General features: G+C 65.2%; 18 protein-coding genes. 7 read left to right on the top strand and 11 right to left on the bottom strand.

The window, feature by feature from the left end:
* Window positions 1-12: 12 nt before the first annotated feature.
* A complete protein-coding gene (gene ubiE, locus AABQ55_RS04265) occupies window positions 13-789 on the bottom strand; it encodes a bifunctional demethylmenaquinone methyltransferase/2-methoxy-6-polyprenyl-1,4-benzoquinol methylase UbiE (RefSeq protein WP_244767227.1) in 777 nt (258 codons plus the stop codon).
* A 183-nt stretch (window positions 790-972) separates the two neighbouring features.
* Here ubiE and mutM point away from each other — a divergent pair, with 183 nt between their 5' ends.
* From mutM to dnaA, 4 genes are all read left to right on the top strand, one after another.
* Window positions 973-1,854, top strand: coding sequence for a bifunctional DNA-formamidopyrimidine glycosylase/DNA-(apurinic or apyrimidinic site) lyase (mutM, locus tag AABQ55_RS04270; protein WP_272807385.1), 882 nt, complete (start codon window positions 973-975; stop codon window positions 1,852-1,854).
* A gap of 16 nt (window positions 1,855-1,870) precedes the next feature.
* Window positions 1,871-2,644, top strand: coding sequence for an enoyl-CoA hydratase (locus AABQ55_RS04275; protein WP_244767229.1), 774 nt, complete (start codon window positions 1,871-1,873; stop codon window positions 2,642-2,644).
* 190 nt (window positions 2,645-2,834) lie between these two features.
* A complete protein-coding gene (rpsT, locus tag AABQ55_RS04280; protein ID WP_023514010.1) occupies window positions 2,835-3,101 on the top strand; it encodes a 30S ribosomal protein S20 in 267 nt (88 codons plus the stop codon).
* Window positions 3,102-4,073: 972 nt separating this feature from the next.
* Window positions 4,074-5,528 (top strand): chromosomal replication initiator protein DnaA, encoded by a 1,455-nt coding sequence (gene dnaA, locus AABQ55_RS04285; protein WP_272804215.1) that lies wholly within the window; start codon window positions 4,074-4,076, stop codon window positions 5,526-5,528.
* A 45-nt stretch (window positions 5,529-5,573) separates the two neighbouring features.
* Here dnaA and gcvA read toward each other — a convergent pair whose 3' ends face one another.
* Window positions 5,574-6,470, bottom strand: coding sequence for a transcriptional regulator GcvA (gcvA, locus tag AABQ55_RS04290; RefSeq protein ID WP_272804216.1), 897 nt, complete (start codon window positions 6,468-6,470; stop codon window positions 5,574-5,576).
* Window positions 6,471-6,606: 136 nt separating this feature from the next.
* On the opposite strand from gcvA, the gene AABQ55_RS04295 reads away from it, so the two are divergent.
* Window positions 6,607-7,548: a DMT family transporter gene (locus AABQ55_RS04295; protein ID WP_272804217.1), complete on the top strand. Its 942-nt coding sequence runs from the start codon at window positions 6,607-6,609 to the stop codon at window positions 7,546-7,548.
* On the opposite strand, the gene hemW is transcribed toward AABQ55_RS04295, so the two are convergent.
* From hemW to rph, 4 genes are read right to left on the bottom strand one after another with little or no spacing between them, the layout of a single operon-like run.
* Window positions 7,549-8,742, bottom strand: coding sequence for a radical SAM family heme chaperone HemW (gene hemW / locus AABQ55_RS04300; RefSeq protein WP_272804218.1), 1,194 nt, complete (start codon window positions 8,740-8,742; stop codon window positions 7,549-7,551).
* A gap of 6 nt (window positions 8,743-8,748) precedes the next feature.
* The gene (gene rdgB, locus AABQ55_RS04305) at window positions 8,749-9,393 is read right to left on the bottom strand and encodes an RdgB/HAM1 family non-canonical purine NTP pyrophosphatase (protein WP_272804219.1); all 645 of its coding nucleotides are present in this window, start codon (window positions 9,391-9,393) and stop codon (window positions 8,749-8,751) included.
* Between the two features lie 8 nt (window positions 9,394-9,401).
* The gene (locus tag AABQ55_RS04310; protein WP_272804220.1) at window positions 9,402-9,818 is read right to left on the bottom strand and encodes a VOC family protein; all 417 of its coding nucleotides are present in this window, start codon (window positions 9,816-9,818) and stop codon (window positions 9,402-9,404) included.
* Between the two features lie 13 nt (window positions 9,819-9,831).
* Window positions 9,832-10,548 carry a ribonuclease PH gene (gene rph, locus AABQ55_RS04315; protein ID WP_244767236.1) on the bottom strand — a complete coding sequence of 239 codons (717 nt, stop codon included), beginning with the start codon at window positions 10,546-10,548 and terminating at the stop codon, window positions 9,832-9,834.
* A gap of 193 nt (window positions 10,549-10,741) precedes the next feature.
* On the opposite strand from rph, the gene hrcA reads away from it, so the two are divergent.
* On the top strand, window positions 10,742-11,818 hold the full coding sequence (hrcA, locus tag AABQ55_RS04320) for a heat-inducible transcriptional repressor HrcA (protein ID WP_244767237.1): 1,077 nt from the start codon (window positions 10,742-10,744) through the stop codon (window positions 11,816-11,818).
* Between the two features lie 92 nt (window positions 11,819-11,910).
* Complete coding sequence (grpE, locus tag AABQ55_RS04325; protein WP_272804221.1) at window positions 11,911-12,534, top strand: nucleotide exchange factor GrpE; 624 nt, start codon at window positions 11,911-11,913, stop codon at window positions 12,532-12,534.
* Between the two features lie 73 nt (window positions 12,535-12,607).
* Here grpE and ptsN read toward each other — a convergent pair whose 3' ends face one another.
* The 5 genes from ptsN to AABQ55_RS04350 form a co-directional block, all read right to left on the bottom strand.
* A complete protein-coding gene (gene ptsN, locus AABQ55_RS04330) occupies window positions 12,608-13,072 on the bottom strand; it encodes a PTS IIA-like nitrogen regulatory protein PtsN (RefSeq protein ID WP_023516844.1) in 465 nt (154 codons plus the stop codon).
* 73 nt (window positions 13,073-13,145) lie between these two features.
* Entirely contained in the window at window positions 13,146-13,721 is a 576-nt protein-coding gene (hpf, locus tag AABQ55_RS04335; protein WP_244767239.1) for a ribosome hibernation-promoting factor, HPF/YfiA family, read from the bottom strand.
* A 249-nt stretch (window positions 13,722-13,970) separates the two neighbouring features.
* Window positions 13,971-15,533, bottom strand: a complete 1,563-nt coding sequence (gene rpoN, locus AABQ55_RS04340) for an RNA polymerase factor sigma-54 (protein ID WP_272804222.1) — start codon at window positions 15,531-15,533, stop codon at window positions 13,971-13,973.
* A gap of 151 nt (window positions 15,534-15,684) precedes the next feature.
* Window positions 15,685-16,482, bottom strand: a complete 798-nt coding sequence (gene lptB / locus AABQ55_RS04345; protein WP_398430435.1) for an LPS export ABC transporter ATP-binding protein — start codon at window positions 16,480-16,482, stop codon at window positions 15,685-15,687.
* A gap of 18 nt (window positions 16,483-16,500) precedes the next feature.
* Complete coding sequence (locus AABQ55_RS04350; RefSeq protein ID WP_272804223.1) at window positions 16,501-17,064, bottom strand: LptA/OstA family protein; 564 nt, start codon at window positions 17,062-17,064, stop codon at window positions 16,501-16,503.
* Window position 17,065 lies beyond the last annotated feature (1 nt).

The raw sequence follows: 17,065 nt of genomic DNA on the forward strand, positions 1-17,065 counted from the left end.
ACCGGGCCATGCTCACAGCTTCCAGCCTGAATGCAGCGCCGCGATGCCGCCGGTGTAGTTGGTGAAGGTGACGCGGGAGAAGCCGGCGGCGCGGATCATCGCCGCGAAATCCTGCTGGTTCGGGAACTTGCGGATCGATTCGACGAGATACTGGTACGGTTCGGCATCCCCGGTGATCATCTTGCCGAACTGGGGGATCGCCTTGAACGACCAGGCTTCGTAGAACTGGTCGAGCAGCGGCATCTCCACCTCGGAGAATTCGAGCACGAGCAGCCGCCCGCCGCGCTTCAGGACGCGATAGGCCTCCGCCAGCGCGACATCGATTCGCGGCACGTTGCGGATGCCGAAGGCGATCGTATAGGCATCGAAGCTGCCGGTCTCGAAGGGCAGGTCCTCCGCATTGGCCTCGACGAAATCGAGATTGGCGGAAAGGCCCTTCTTCGCCGCCCGGTCGGCGCCGACGGAAAGCATCGAGCCGTTGATGTCGAGCACGGTGGCATGCGCCAGCCTGTCGGAAGCCTCCACGATGCGGAAGGCGATGTCGCCGGTGCCGCCGGCAACGTCGAGCACCCTGTAGGACGGGTCCTTGCGCGGGTTGAGGCTTGCGATCATCGCGTCCTTCCAGGCCCGGTGCAGGCCGGCGGACATGACGTCGTTCATGATGTCGTAGCGCTTGGCCACCTTGTGGAACACGTCGTTGACGAGCGCCTGCTTCTCGCCCTGCCGCACCTCGCGAAACCCGTAGGAGGTTTCCATGCCGCCGTCCGCGGATGTGCGCTGTTCCGTCATCGTCGTCTCCATGGGCCGGTCTGTCGCAGCCGGATTGCCGCAAAGACCATAGCGAATTGGCCGGCGCCGCGCTATCTCACGCACAGCGCCCGCCGCTTCGCCGGGTATATAGGACATAGATTGCCGAGAGGGAAATGCCGCGCCGCGGCAAATGCGCTCAAGGTTAAATCGAAGGAGAAGACGATGCCGGAATTGCCGGAAGTGGAAACGGTGCGCCGGGGCCTTGCCCCCGTCATGGAGGGGGCGACGATCCGCCGGGCGGAGCTGCGCCGCCCGGACCTGCGCTTTCCCTTCCCGCCGGCCTTTTCCGAGGCTTTGTCCGGTCGCAGCATCGTCTCGCTCGGCCGCCGCGCCAAATATCTGCTGATCGATATCGAGGGCGGCGACGTGGTGATCGCCCATCTCGGCATGTCCGGCTCCTTCCGCGTGGAGGGCGCCGAGCCGCCCGGCGATTTCCACATCCCCCGCAGCAAGGACACGCGCCACGACCACGTCGTCTTCCACCTGGAAACGCCCGAGGGCGTGCGCCGCGTCATCTACAACGATCCCCGCCGCTTCGGCTTCATGGACCTCGCCCGGCGGGAGGACATCGCCGCCCATGCGTTCTTCCGCGACCTCGGCGCCGAGCCGACCGGCAACACGCTGGACGCCGACTACATCGCCGCCAAGTTCCGCGGCCGCCAGACGCCGCTGAAGGCCGCCCTGCTCGACCAGAAGAACATTGCAGGCCTCGGCAACATCTATGTCTGCGAAGCGCTCTGGCGCGCGCACCTTTCGCCGGAAAGGCTGGCGGGCTCGCTGGTCACGGCCGCGGGCAAGCCGAAGAAGGAGCTCGTCCTCCTCACCGAGGCGATCCGCCAGGTGATCGCCGATGCGATCGAGGCGGGCGGCTCGACGTTGCGCGACCATATCCGCGCCGACGGCTCGCTCGGCTACTTCCAGCACTCCTTCTCCGTCTACGACCGCGAGAAGGAGCCCTGCCGCACGCCCGGCTGCACGGGCACGATCGGCCGCATCGTGCAGAGCGGCCGTTCCACCTTCCATTGCGCCGCCTGCCAGAAATAAGACAGAGGAGAGAACCATGGCCTATGAAACCCTGCTGGTGGAGACGCGCGGACGCGTCGGCCTCGTCACGCTCAACCGGCCGCAGGCGCTGAATGCGCTGAACCGCAAGCTGCTCGACGAGCTGAAGAGCGTGCTCGCCGCCTTCGAGGCGGACGCCGGCATCGGCGCCATCGTCCTCACCGGCTCGGAAAAGGCCTTTGCCGCCGGCGCCGACATCAAGGAGATGCAGCCCTACGGCTTTGCCGACGCCATGATGGAAGATCTTGCCGCCGGCTGGGACGACGTGGCGGCCTGCCGCAAGCCGATGATCGCCGCCGTCAGCGGCTTTGCGCTCGGCGGCGGCTGCGAGGTCGCCATGATGTGCGATTTCATCATCGCCTCGGAAACGGCGAAGTTCGGCCAGCCGGAGATCACCCTCGGCATCATTCCCGGCATGGGCGGCACGCAGCGCCTGACGCGCGCCCTCGGCAAGGCGAAGGCGATGGACCTCATCCTCACCGGCCGGCTGATGGACGCGGCGGAAGCCGAACGCGCCGGCCTCGTCGCCCGCGTGGTCGCGCCCGAAAGGCTGCTGGAGGAGGCGCTGGCCGCGGCGGAAAAGATCGCCGGCTATTCCCTGCCCGCCACCATGCTGGCGAAGGAGGCGGTGGGACGCGCCTACGAGACCGTCCTTGCCGAGGGCATGCGCGCCGAGCGCCGGCTGTTCCATGCGCTCTTCGCCACCGAGGACCAGAAGGAGGGCATGGCGGCCTTCATCGAGAAGCGCAAGCCGGCCTTCCGGCATCGCTAGTCCGCCGGGCGGCGTTTCTTGCAGAATCCGCGTTGACGTCGTCGTGGTTTCCCGCTATACGCCGCCCACAGTTTGGAAAGCCGAATTCCAAGGTTTTCCGATATTGCTCCCGAATTGCTTTGATGACAGGTCGCAGTGACCCGGCACGGCGAGGGTGGAGTTTGTGTCAGATTTCTGAAGAGAGGCATAAATGGCCAATACAACCTCGGCAAAGAAGGCGACCCGCAAGATCGCCGCGCGCACCGCAGTCAACAAGTCGCGCCGCTCGCGCGTCCGCAACTTCATCCGCAAGGTCGAAGAGGCCATCGCCTCCGGCGACCAGGCTTCGGCCGCCGCCGCTCTGAAGGCTGCCCAGCCGGAACTGATGCGCGCTGCCACCAAGGGCGTGCTCCATTCCAATACAGCATCCCGCAAGGTCTCGCGTCTGGCGAACCGCGTGAAGACGATGTCGGCCTGATAGCCCCATCGAGCTATGCAATATTAGGAAAAGCCCGGCGCTTGCGCCGGGCTTTTTCTTTGGTTTTTCGAACCTGCCATGGTTAATGTGCAAGGCTTGATCGTGTCAAAAGAGTGACGAAGAAAATCCTTTAAATTCAGTTACTTGCAGGAGGTTGGGTGACATCCTCCCCCCTTTCGTTGCGGGAGTTTGACAGCAATCTGAGTCAAGCGAATTTTTATTTTTTTCGTTTTTCAAGCCTTCCGAAAAGGACCCGAAAACAAAGCCATTGATTCCTAACAGATTCTCCTTTGGGCCCCTGATTCCGAGTCAGGAACGGGCTTGCGAGTCAACGGCCGCCCCTTAATTTTGCGTAAAATTCGTGATTGATCTTGGTGCCTGATCCTGCCTAAATGCTTTCCACAGGGGGCGCGGACACAGCCTTAAAATGATCGCCGACAAGACTGCTTCAAAAGGCAGCGGTGGTTGTTTGTCCCTTGTGACGGAGCGGCTCCGCTTCGTAAAATCATCCAACCGGCAACGCTTGCCCCAGGTGCCTCACCGCACACTGGCAAGGGTTTTGTGACTTTCGATTGCGCCGGTTGAGGAGGCCGTGAGGACGGCCGGATGATAGGGCATGCCCGCCGTACGCTCGACGAGGGAGTGAGCGGCGCGGCCACAGGCGGGACTTGATGATCCGGTATGACAACGGATCCGATGGACCCGAATTGTGTTTGAGAAACGGGATCGGGCCGAATGTAGGGGGTCGGTACGATCGGGGCACCATGTTCCGGACCGGGCGATGGCTCGGCGCGGTCGGGAGATGGCAAACATGAAAGGCGCCGGCAGGAATGCCGACGTGGCGAAGGAAGCATGAAAGGCGGCAAGATGCAGATGAATACGGCCAGAACGGCTGGTGCATTCGCAAACGGGGAAAATGCACTTAAAACGCTCCCGCAAGAAGGGGCGCAGGCGGCGGGGGTTCCATCCGATATGAAGCAGGACGCGATTTTCGAGCGGGTCAGTGCGCGCCTTAAAGCGCAGGTTGGCCCGGACGTCTTCGCGAGCTGGTTCGGTCGGCTGAAGGTCCATTCCGTTTCCAAGAGCGTCGTGCGCCTGTCGGTGCCGACGACGTTCCTGAAGTCCTGGATCAACAATCGTTATCTCGATCTCATCACCAGCCTGTTCCAGCAGGAGGATGCCGAAATCCTCAAGGTGGAGATCCTGGTGCGAACCGCAACCCGCGGCGCCCGCACCGGCGTCGCCGAGGAGGCGGCGGCCACCGAGCCCGCAGCACCGCAGGCGCAGCCGCGCCGCGCCGCGAGCGGTCCGCAGCCCGTCGCCAGCGCAGCGGTATCGGTTGCCGCTTCGGCCCAGCCGCGCGTGCAGCAGCCGTCCGGCCCGCTCTTCGGCTCGCCGCTCGACCAGCGCTATACGTTCGACGCCTTCGTCGAGGGCACGTCGAACCGCGTCGCCCTTGCCGCTGCCCGCACGATCGCGGAAGCCGGCGCCGGCGCCGTGCGCTTCAACCCGCTCTTCGTCCATTCCAGCGTCGGCCTCGGCAAGACGCACCTTCTCCAGGCGATCGCGCTCGGCGCGCTGGCAAGCGCCCGCAACCCGCGCGTCGTCTATCTGACGGCCGAATACTTCATGTGGCGCTTTGCGACCGCGATCCGCGACAATGATGCGCTCTCCCTCAAGGAGACGCTGCGCAACATCGATCTCCTGATCATCGACGACATGCAGTTCCTGCAGGGCAATTCGATCCAGAACGAATTCTGCCACCTGCTCAACATGCTGCTCGATTCCGCCAGGCAGGTCGTGGTCGCCGCCGACCGCGCGCCGTGGGAGCTGGAATCGCTCGATCCGCGGGTGCGCTCGCGCCTGCAGGGCGGCGTCGCCATCGAGATGGAAGCGCCGGACTACGAAATGCGCCTCGAAATCCTCAAGCGCCGGCTCGCCGCCGCGCAGCAGGAGGACGCTTCGCTCGATATCCCGGTCGATATCCTGAGCCATGTCGCGCGCAACATCACGGCGAGCGGCCGGGAACTGGAAGGCGCCTTCAACCAGCTGCTCTTCCGCCGCTCCTTCGAGCCGAACCTCACGATCGAGCGCGTCGACGAATTGCTCGGCCACCTCGTCGCCGCCGGCGAACCGCGCCGGGTGCGCATCGAGGACATCCAGCGCGTGGTGGCGAAGCACTACAACGTCTCGCGTCAGGAGCTGGTCTCGAACCGCCGCACGCGCGTCATCGTCAAGCCGCGGCAGATCGCGATGTACCTGTCGAAGACGCTGACGCCGCGCTCCTTCCCGGAGATCGGCCGTCGCTTCGGCGGACGCGACCACACGACGGTGCTGCACGCGGTGCGCAAGATCGAGGAACTGATCGCGGGCGACACCAAGCTCAGCCACGAGATCGAACTGCTGAAGCGGTTGATCAACGAATGATCATGGCGTTCATGCCGTGACGAAAAGGGGCCGGAAGGCTCCTTTTCAGTGTCCGCGCACCGCGCGCGCCTCTTCCGTCAGCCATTGCCGCAAAGCCGCGACCGCCGGCCGGTCCAGCGCGCCCGGCGGATAGACGATGTAATAGGCAAGCCCCGTCGCCACGCCGCGCGGGAAGGGGGCGATAAGCCGCCGCTCCTGGACCTCGCGTGCCACCAGCGAAAGCCGCGCCAGCGCCACGCCGTCACCGGCCTTGGCCGCCTCGATCGCGCCGTTGCTGTCGGTGAAGACGGGGCCGCGCTGCACGTCGATGCCGGCAACGCCCATCGCCTCCAGCCAGAGCCGCCAGTCCTGCCGGTGCACGTCGTGGATCAGCACATGGCCGGCAAGGTCCGCCGGCGCATCGAGCGGGATCTTCTCCTTGAGGGCAGGCGCGATGACGGGCATCAGGTCGTCGTCGAGCAGCCTTTCGCTGACAAGGCCCTCGTAGCGGCCGAAGCCGTGGCGGATCGCGATATCGACGCCGTCGCGGGCAAAGTCGACGAGGCGGTTGGAGGCACTGATACGGATGTCGGCGCCGGGCAGGCGCTCCTCGAATTTCGGCAGGCGCGGCACGAGCCACTGTGCGGCGAAGGTCGGCGTGCAACTGATTGCCAGCGTCGCGGGGGATTTTGCCCGGGCCAGCAATTCGTCGGTCGCCTCGCGCATCATGCGGAAGGCCGAGCGCATCGCCTTGAAGTAGCCCTCGCCATTCTCCGTCAACCTGATCTGCCGCGGCCGGCGCTCGAAGAGCTGCACGCCGAGCGATTGCTCCAGCTCGCGGATCTGCAGGCTGACGGCGCCCGGCGTGACATTGAGCTCGCCGGCGGCGAGCGTGACGCTCAGGTGTCGCGCCGCCGCTTCGAAGGCGCGCAGGCCGGAAAGGGAGGGGAGGCGGCCGTTCATGATTTAGTTTTCCTCGCTGAAGAGCCGAAATATGATCGTTTGTACGGCATGAAAATCCGCGAAATTATAGCGCGAAAGCCGGATTTTGACATCCGGGCACTGCGACAGGTTTAGAAAATTTCGCAAGGAGATTCCCATGGCCAACCGTAGCATGACCGCAGGCGAATGGGGCCTGCTCATCGCGCTCTCGCTTCTCTGGGGCGGTTCGTTCCTCTTCAACGGCATCCTGGTGCGCGAGTTGCCGACGCTCACCATCGTCACCGCCCGCGTCGGCCTTGCCGCCCTCGCGCTCTGGACGGTCGTGCGCCTTGCCGGCCATGCCGTTCCGCGCAGCAGGGAAGTCTGGCTCGCCTTCCTCGGCATGGGCGTGCTCAACAACATCATCCCGTTCTCGCTGATCGTCTGGGGCCAGACGCACATCGCGAGCGGCCTCGCCTCCATCCTCAACGCCACCACGCCGCTCTTTGCCGTCATCGCCGCCCATCTGCTGACGACGGACGAGAAGATGACGGGCGGACGGCTCGTCGGCGTCCTCGTCGGCTTTCTCGGCGTAGCGCTGATGATCGGCCCCTCGGTCCTCTCCGATCTCGGCGCCAACCTCCTGGCGCAGCTTGCCGTGCTCGGCGGCGCCGTCTCCTATTCGATCGCCGGCATCTTCGGCCGCCGCTTCCGCCGCCTGGGCCTGCCGCCGCTGCTGCCGGCCGCAGGGCAGGTGACGGCCTCCGCCGTGCTGATGCTGCCCGTCGCGCTGGTCGTCGACCGCCCATGGACGCTCGCCATGCCCTCGGCGCAGACCTGGATGGCCCTGTTCGGCCTCGCCTTCCTCGCCACCGCGCTCGCCTATGTCATCTTCTTCCGCATTCTCGCCACGGCGGGTGCGACGAACCTGATGCTCGTGACCTTCCTCATCCCCGTCAGCGCCATCCTGCTCGGCGCGCTGGTTCTCGGCGAGGTGCTGGCGCCGAAGCATTTTGCCGGCATGGCGCTGATCGCCGTCGGCCTTGCGGCCATCGACGGGCGTCTCCTGCGCATGGTGATGGAAAAGCGCCGGCCGCTCGGCTCGGATGCCGGCGGCTGATCAGCAGGCGAGGTCCGCGACGACGGCATCGAGGATCAGCATGCCGGCCGGCGTGCAGCGCAGCCGCGAATTGCCGAGCCGCTCGATGAAGCCGTGCTCGATGAGGAACTGTTCCCGGTCGGGATCCGGGTCGCGGCCGGAGAGGGTCTGCCAGCGGGCGAGATCGACGCCCTCCTTGAGGCGCAGGCCCATCAGCAGCAGTTCGTCCGCCTGTGCCTCGCGCTCCAGAAGCTCCTGGTCGATCATGCCGTGGCCTTCCGCCTCGACCCGTTCCAGCCAGGCTTCCGGCTTGCGCTCCGTGGCGGTGGCGATCTTCGCGCCGCCGGTCGTCAGGCGGCCATGCGCGCCGGGACCGATGCCGACATAGTCGCCATAGCGCCAATAGGTGAGGTTGTGGCGGCTCTCCGCGCCGGGGCGGGCGTGGTTGGAGACCTCGTAGGCCGGCATGTTTTCGCGCTCGGTGATTTCCTGCGTCGCCTCGTAGAGCACGGCGGACTGCTCCCCGTCAGGCACGACCAGCTTGCCGGCCTTGTGAAGGCCGTAGAAGGGCGTGCCCTCCTCGATGGTGAGCTGGTAGAGCGAGAGATGATCGACGGCGTAGGAGACGGCCTGCTTCAATTCGCGGTCCCAGTCCTCGACGGTCTGGTTCGGCCGGGCATAGATGAGGTCGAAGGACATGCGCGGAAAGATGTCGCGCGCGAGGCGGATCGCCTTCAGTGCGTCGGCAACGTCATGCAGCCGGCCGAGGAATTTGAGGTCCCGGTCGTTCAGCGCCTGAACGCCGAGCGAGACGCGGTTGACGCCGGCCGCGCGATAGCCGCGGAACCGTTCGGCCTCGACGCTGGAGGGGTTCGCCTCCATGGTGATCTCGATGCCGTCAGGCACATGCCAGTGGCGGGCGATGCCGTTGAGGATCGCATCCACCGTTTCCGGCGCCATCAGCGAGGGCGTGCCGCCGCCCATGAAGATGCTGGTGACGCTGCGCGAGCCGGTGAGCCGGCGCATCGTCGCCATTTCCTTCAGGAAGGCCTGCACGAAACGCGGCTGATCGACCGGCTGGTGGCGCACATGGCTGTTGAAGTCGCAATAGGGGCATTTGGCGGCACAGAACGGCCAGTGCACATAGATGCCGAAGCCGGGGTCGGAAAGGTCCGATCCCGTGCCCGGCCGGATGTCGAGGGGCACCGCCGTCATCGCGCCTCAGGCCTTCAGGCAGGTTTCGACGAAGCGCTTGAAGGCGCGGGCGCGGTGCGACAGCGCGGCCGCATCGCCCGGCTTCCAGCCGTGCTTTTCCTGCGCGCTCATCTCGCCGAAGGTCGTCTCGTAGCCGTCCGGCCGGAAGACCGGATCGTAGCCGAAACCCTGCGTGCCACGCGGCGGCCAGACGACGTGGCCTTCCACTTCGCCGCGGAAGAGTTCGGTATGGCCGTCCGGCCAGGCAAGGCAGAGCACGGAGACGAAGCGCGCCGTGCGGTCCTTCGCCTCGGTGGCGCCCTTCTCGGCAAGCGCCTTCTCCACCTTCTCCATGGCCATGGCAAAGTCGCGCGTGCCGTCTTCCTTTTCCGCCCAGTTCGCCGTGTAGACGCCCGGCGCGCCGTCGAGCGCGTCGATGACGAGGCCGGAATCGTCCGAAAGGGCGGGCAGGCCCGCGGCCTTCGCTGAGGCGAGCGCCTTGATCGTCGCGTTTTCCTCGAAGGTCGTGCCGGTCTCGTCCGGTTCCTCGAATTTCAGTTCGGCGGCGGACCTGGCGGAAAAGCCGAAGGGGCCGATCAGGTCCTCGATCTCGCGGATCTTCCCGGCATTGTGGCTGGCGACGACGATCGTCTTGGTGTCGAGCTTGCGCATGAAATTCCTCAAGCGATGTTCCAGAGGCCCGGTTCGGCGCATTCGAGGCTGTTGCCGGCGGGGTCGCGGAAATAGATGGAGCGGGCGCCGTTCGGCCAGCGGAAATCCGCTTCGATGGCGATGCCGGCTTCTTCGAGCTTTTTCACCCAGAAATCAAGCGCCGGGCCCGGCACGCGGAAACAGGCATGGCCCGGCCCCCTCGCGCCGTGCACCGGCACCGGAAAGGCCTGGGGCGGCGGCGGATGCACGGTCTCGGCCGGATTGAAGATCAGGAGAACGCCGGGGCCGCAGCGGAAGAAGACGTGGCGGTTCGCCTGCCGCGTGATCTTTTCCAATCCCAGGATGCCGCCATAGAAGGCTTCCGCCGCGTCGAGGTCGTCCGCGTAGAGCGCGGTTTCGAGAATGCCTTCGATCGCGGCGGTCATGGCGAAACCTGTCTCAGGCGATCGCCTGCTTCTGCAGGCCGACGAGGTCGGCGATGCCGGCGCGGGCGAGCGCCATCAGGCCGGAGAATTCCTCCTCCGTGAACGGCTTGCCCTCGGCGGTGCCCTGGATTTCGACGATGCCGCCCGAGCCGGTCATGACGAAATTGGCGTCGGTCTCGGCGGCGGAGTCTTCGAGATAGTCGAGGTCGATGACCGACTGGGCGGCGAAGATGCCGCAGGAGATCGCGGCGACATGGTCCTTCAGGACCTTCTCCACCTTGATCATGCTGCGGGCTTCCATCCATTTCAGGCAGTCGTGAAGGGCGATCCAGGCACCGGTGATGGACGCGGTGCGCGTGCCGCCGTCGGCCTGGATGACATCGCAGTCGACGGTGATCTGGCGTTCGCCGAGCGCTTCGAGATCGACGACGGCGCGCAGCGAGCGGCCGATGAGACGCTGGATCTCCTGCGTGCGGCCGCCCTGCTTGCCGGATGCCGCTTCGCGCCGCATGCGTTCGCCGGTGGCGCGCGGCAGCATGCCGTATTCGGCGGTCACCCAGCCCTTGCCGCTGTTGCGCAGCCACGGCGGCGTCTTTTCTTCCAGGCTCGCGGTGACGAGCACGTGCGTATCGCCGAACTTGACGAGACAGGAGCCTTCGGCATGTTTGGAAATGTTGCGCTCGAAGGAAACCTTGCGCATCTGGTCGGTTTTTCTGCCGGACGGCCGCATTGCGAACTCCTGTCTGAATTGTCTGGGAAGCTGCTTTAGACCAGATCGCCGGGCGAGGGAATGGTGGTGCGGCACGGCGCTTGCGTTTTGGCACCTTGCAGCGGGAAACCATGCCGGGAAAATCCGTTTTGCGCTGACCTTCGAAATCACTATATTCCTGTCGGATAACAGGGTTTGCAGCGGAAAGATGGTTTTGAAGAGATCTCCGGGTCCTGACAGTCAGGCGGCGCTCGACGAGCGTTCGGGCGAAATCTTCCGCCGCATCGTCGAGAGCTATCTGGAAAGCGGCGAGCCGCTCGGCTCGCGCAACCTGTCGCGCATCCTGCCCATGTCGCTCTCGCCGGCCTCGGTGCGCAACGTGATGAGCGACCTCGAGGAGCTCGGCCTCATCTATTCGCCGCATATCAGCGCCGGGCGGCTGCCGACGCAGCTTGGCCTGCGTTTCTTCGTCGATGCCTTCATGCAGGTGGGCAACATCTCGCCGGAGGACCGCGCCTCGATCGAGCGCCATGTGCGCCCGCACGGCCAGAAGCATACCGCCGTCGAGACCATGATGAACGAGGCGAGCCAGGCGCTGTCCGGCATGTCGCGCGGCGCGGGCCTCGTCATCACCACGAAGAACGACGCCGTGCTGAAGCATGTCGAGTTCATCCGGCTGGAGCCGACCAAGGCGCTGGTCGTGCTGGTCGGCGATCACGACCAGGTTGAGAACCGCATCATCGAACTGCCGGCCGGCGTCACCAGCTCGCAGCTCACGGAGGCCGCCAACTTCCTCAACGCCCATCTTGCCGGCAACACGCTCGTGGAAGCGCGCTCGCAGCTCGAACGGCTGCGCGGCGAAATCAGCAGCGAGCTGGACAAGCTGTCGCAGGATCTCGTCGAGCGGGGCCTTGCGGTCTGGTCCGGCGGCTTCGATGAGGGCAAGCCGACGCGGCTCATCGTGCGCGGCCGGGCGAACCTCTTGGAAGGCCTTGCCGGCGCCGAGGATATCGATCGCCTGCGCATGCTCTTCGACGACCTGGAGCGCAAGGACAGCCTGATCGAACTCTTGAACCTTGCCGAGACGGGCCCGGGCGTGCGCATCTTCATCGGCTCGGAGAACAAGCTCTTCTCGCTGTCCGGCTCCTCGCTCATCGTCGCGCCCTATCGCGACAGCGACGACAAGATCGTCGGGGCCGTCGGCGTCATCGGGCCGACGCGGCTCAACTATTCCCGGATCGTGCCCATGGTGGACTATACGGCCCAGCTGATCTCGCGGCTTTCGCGCTGAATGCCCGCAATCCGGGCATCGGCCCTTGATTTTTCGGGATCAAAGCTCGATATCGGGCCAAACCCCTTAAAAGATGCAATTCGGAGTACGTCATGACCGACGAGAGCAAGAAACACGGACCTGACGAAGCGGTAGAGAGCACCATCGCCGCCGACACATTCGCGCCGGAGGAGGCGACTGCCGAGGCGGCCGCCCCGGCGGAGCCGGATCCGGTCGATGCCCTGCGGGCCGAAAACGCCGAACTCAGGGACAAGTACCTGCGCCTCGCCGCCGAGATGGACAACCTGCGCCGGCGCACCGAGCGTGACGTGAAGGACGCCAAGTCCTATTCCGTCGCCGGTTTTGCCCGCGACATGCTGGCCGTGTCCGACAACCTGCGCCGCGCGCTGGATGCCATTCCGGCCGAAGCGCAGGCCGCCGAAGACACCGGCCTGAAGGCGCTGGCCGAGGGCGTGGAGATGACCGAGCGTTCCATGCTCGCAGCGCTCGAACGCCACGGCGTGCGCAAGCTTGACCCGATCGGCGAGAAGTTCGATCCGAACTTCCACCAGGCCATGTTCGAAGTGCCGAACCCGGACGTCGCCAACAACACGGTCGTGCAGGTCGTGCAGGACGGCTACGTCATCGGCGAGCGCGTGCTGCGCCCGGCCATGGTCGGCGTTTCCAAGGGTGGCCCGAAGGCGCCCGCCAGCGAGGCGAGCACCGCGCAGGCCTGATCGGCAGACGACAGGACAAAGAAAACCGGCGGTCGCAAAACCGCCGGTTTTTTCATGTGCATTCCATAAAACGCTAGGCCGCGTTCGATGCCTGCTCCTCGCTGAGGCAGGCATAGATGGCGCTCTCGCTGTCGGAGGCGCGCAGCTTTGCGACCATTGCCGGGTCGCGCAGCACGCGGGCGATGCGCGACAATGCCTTGAGGTGGTCCGCGCCGGCGCCTTCCGGGGCCAGAAGCAGGAAGACGAGGTCGACCGGCTGGTCGTCCAGCGCCTCGAAGTCCACGGGGGTTTCGAGCCTCGCGAAGAGACCGGTGATCTGCGAAAGCTCCTTCAGCTTGCCGTGCGGGATGGCGATGCCATTGCCCACGCCGGTCGAACCGAGCCGCTCGCGCTGAAGGATGACGTCGAAGATCTCACGTTCCGGAAGACCGGTGATCTTTGCCGCTTTTGTCGCCAGCTCCTGAAGCAGCTGCTTCTTGGAATTGGCCTTCATCGCCGGAATAATCGCACTCTGCTGCAGCAAACCTGCCAATGCCATGCTTTTGTCCTCGTGCGCTGGGTGAAGGGATTGAAGAAGCGTGGCGCCCGTCCCGGCGCCACGCTCCCGTCACTCAGCCTTTGATATTGGCTGCGTCGATCCAGCCAATATTGCCGTCGTTGCGTCGGTAGACGATATTGAGCTGCTCCGACCCGGCGCTGCGGAAGAGAAGGACCGGCTCGTCCGTCATGTCGAGCGCCATGACGGCGCTGGCGACGGACATGGTCCTGAGTTTCTTCGTGCTTTCCGCAACGATGGTCGGCGCGTAGTCCTCGGGAAGCTCGTCGTCTTCATCGGGGACCGAATCCATCACCGTGTAAGCCACTTCTGCAAAGGCATCATGACCATTGCCGTTGTGGTGATCCTTGAGCTTGCGCTTGTACCGACGCAGGCGCTTCTCGATCCGTTCGGAGGCCGATTGGAAGGCCGCCAGGGGATCGTTCGCTTCGCCATTCGCCTGCAAGGCCATGCCGGTATCGAGGTGCACCTTGCAATCGGCACTGAACCGCGACCCCGCTTTTTCCACGGTAACCTGGCTCGAATATCCTCCGTCGAAATATTTGGTTACGGCCTCTCCCACCTGCTCTTCAATACGCTGGCGGAAGCTGTCGCCGATTTCCATATGTTTTCCGGATACACGCACACTCATGGAGGTTTCCTCTCTTTCGTGATTTGCGTGCAACAGTCTATTCCAACCTTATCCACGTTCCAAGCTTTTCACGCATGCACTGGTTTTTGTGACGCACGCTTCAGAAAAGCGGGGATATGTCTGGAGTTCCGGCCTGCCTTCCCTTCGAAAGTGGGGCGCGCATTAGCCCGTCCCGTCAGCGAAGTCAATTCCCGGGTTCACGCATTCTTAACGTCTGTCATATGCAAACGCCGGTTCTCCGGCTTTGTTTCACGAGGTGGCGGCCTTGGCGAGCGCCCGCTTCTCCCGGCGCCGCTGCACGGAGGAGGGGATGTTCATCGCCTCGCGGTATTTCGCCACGGTGCGGCGGGCAAGATCCACGCCCCCCTCGCGCAGGGCACCCACGATGTCGTCGTCAGAGAGCACCGCGTCGGGGGACTCCTGCGCGATCATGGCGCGGATGCGGTGACGCACGCTTTCGGCCGAATGGGAATCGCCTCCCTCTGCCGAGCCGATCGAGACGGTGAAGAAATATTTCAGCTCGAACAGGCCGCGCGGCGTCAGCATGTATTTGTTCGAGGTGACGCGGCTCACCGTCGATTCGTGCATCTTGATCGCCTCGGCGACCGTCTTCAGGTTCAAGGGGCGCAGATGGTCGACCCCGTGCATCAGGAAGGCATCCTGCTGGCGCACGATCTCGCTCGCCACCTTCATGATGGTGCGGGCGCGCTGGTCGAGGCTGCGGGTCAGCCAGTTGGCCGTCTGCAGGCATTCGTTGAGGAAGCCGGAATCGGCGCTGTCGCGGCTCGTGCGGCTGGAGACGGAGGCGTAGTAGTCGCGATTGACGAGGACGCGCGGCAGCGTCTCGGCATTGAGCTCGACATGCCAGGTTCCGTCCGGCGCGGCGCGCACGACGATATCGGGCACCACGGCCTCCGAGGCGCTCGTCTCGTAGCGCGTGCCGGGCTTGGGGTCGAGCTTGCGGATCTCCGCCAGCATGTCGACGAGGTCTTCCTCGCCGACGCCGCAGAGCTTCTTCAGCGTGGCGAAATCGCGCCGGGCGAGCAGTTCGAGATTGTCGACGAGCACCGCCATGGCCGGGTCGAGCCGGTCCTTCGCCTTCAGCTGGATGGCGAGGCATTCGCTGAGCGAACGGGCGAAGACGCCGGGCGGGTCGAGTTCCTGCAGGCGGTGCAGCACGCGGTCGATGTCGGCGACCGGCTTGCCGAGGCGCAGCGCCGTCTCGGCCGTGCCGCCCTGGAGATAGCCGGCATCGTCGAGCTGGTCGACGAGATGCTGGGCGACCAGCCGGTCGACCGGGTCGGGCAGGAGGAAGGGAATCTGCTCGTTCAGCACGTCGCGCAGCGTCTTGCGGGTCGCCACGAAGTCGTCGAGGTCGTAGCCCTCGCCATCCTCGCCGCCGCCGGGCATGGATTTCCACTGGCCGATGAGTTCCGGCGCATCGGCCGCGCGCGGGCCGGCATCGTCGGGAAAGACGTTGTCGAGGCCGCCATCGAGCGTTTCGGGTGCGCTGCCCGCGCTGCCGCTGGTCGCGCTGTCGTAGAGGTCCGGCTGGAACCCGTCCTCGCCGCCGCCTTCGGCATGGCCGCGTTCCTCGCCCGGCAGGGCATAATCCTCGCCGCCCTGCTCGCCGTCCCGTCCGCCTTCGTCGCCGGAGGCGATCTCCAGGAGCGGATTCTTCTCAAGTTCCTGCGCGATGAACTGGTTGAGCTCGACATGCGTCATCTGCAGGAGCTGGATGGACTGCATGAGCTGGGGTGTCATCACCAGCGACTGGCTTTGGCGCAGGAAAAGGCTGGCTGCGAGTGCCATGCGGACGCTCTACTCCCCGGAAAAGCGGCCTCCGGCCGGCGTGGCGGGGCGGCGAAATCCAACTGGCCCAAAAATTGCTTTTTTGATGGGTTTGGTCAAGCGCCAGCCGTAAACTTGGTGAAAATCGCGGCGTGCGTGCGCAGGGTTTGCGTCAGAGGCTGAAATTGTCGCCAAGATAGAGGCGGCGCACATCCGGATTGGCGACGATGTCGTTCGCCCGGCCATGGGTCAGCACTTCGCCGGCATGGATGATATAGGCCCGGTCGATGAGGCCGAGCGTCTCGCGCACATTGTGGTCGGTGATGAGAACGCCGATGCCGCGCGAGGTGAGGTGGCGTACCAGCGCCTGGATGTCGGCGACGGAGATCGGATCGACGCCGGCAAAAGGTTCGTCGAGCAGCATGAAGGTCGGGTCGGTGGCGAGCGCCCGGGCGATCTCGAGGCGGCGGCGCTCGCCGCCGGACAGCGCGATGGCCGGCGACTTGCGAAGATGCGAGATCGAGAATTCTGCGAGCAGGCTGTCGAGCTTCTGCTCGCGCCGCGCCTTGTCCTTGTCGTGCACTTCCAGCACGGCGCGGATGTTCTCCTCCACCGTCAGCCCGCGGAAGATCGAGGCTTCCTGCGGCAGATAGCCGACGCCGAGGCGGGCGCGGCGATACATCGGCATGGTCGTGACGTCGTTGCCGTTGATCTCGATCGAGCCCGCGTCGACCGGCACGAGGCCCGTGATCATGTAGAAACAGGTCGTCTTGCCCGCGCCGTTCGGGCCGAGCAGGCCGACCGCCTCGCCGCGGCGCACGACGAGCGACACGCCGTTGACGACACAGCGGTCGCGGTAGCTCTTGGTCAGCCCGCGGGCAATGAGGGTCCCGTCGTAGCGCGAAAGGTCGACGCTGCGCTGGGGCTCCTGCGCGGCCTTCCTGGGGCGGCGCGTCAGGCGGGTGAGCAAAGAGGAGGACACGCTATATCAGTTCGTCTGCTTGCGGGACTTCGGATCGAGCTGGATCATGACGCGGCCGCCGCAGGCGTCGAGCTTGGCCTCGCCGGTGCGCATGGTCACCGTGAGCTGGCAGCCGACGAAGACGTTCTTGCCTTCCGACAGCACGACCTTCTCGCCCTTCAGCAGCAGCGTCTCGTTGACGAGGTTGAACGTGCCGGTGTCGGCCGTCGCTTCCTGCGTGCCGGACTTCAGGTAGACCTTCTCCGAAACGTCGATCTTCTCGATATCCGCATCGCCGCTGGCCACCGAGCCGCCGCCGCTGGCGGCGTAGTAGACGACCATCTTGCCTGCCTGCAGCGTCGTCGTGCCCTGCACGACCTTCACATTGCCGGTAAACTCGGCCTTGTTCTCCTGGTCGCGGATTTCCAGCTTGTCGCTCTGGATCTGGATCGGCTTGTCGTTCGACAGCTGCATGCCCTTCATGCGGCTCGACGTCTGCTGGGCGTCCGCAGGAACCGAGATCAGCGCAAGGCCTGCGGCAAGAACGGAAATGCTGGCGGCCCGGAGCGGGGCGGAAAGAGTGGCGAACATG

Source organism: Shinella sp. WSD5-1 (assembly GCF_963942435.1).
Lineage (GTDB): Bacteria > Pseudomonadota > Alphaproteobacteria > Rhizobiales > Rhizobiaceae > Shinella > Shinella yambaruensis.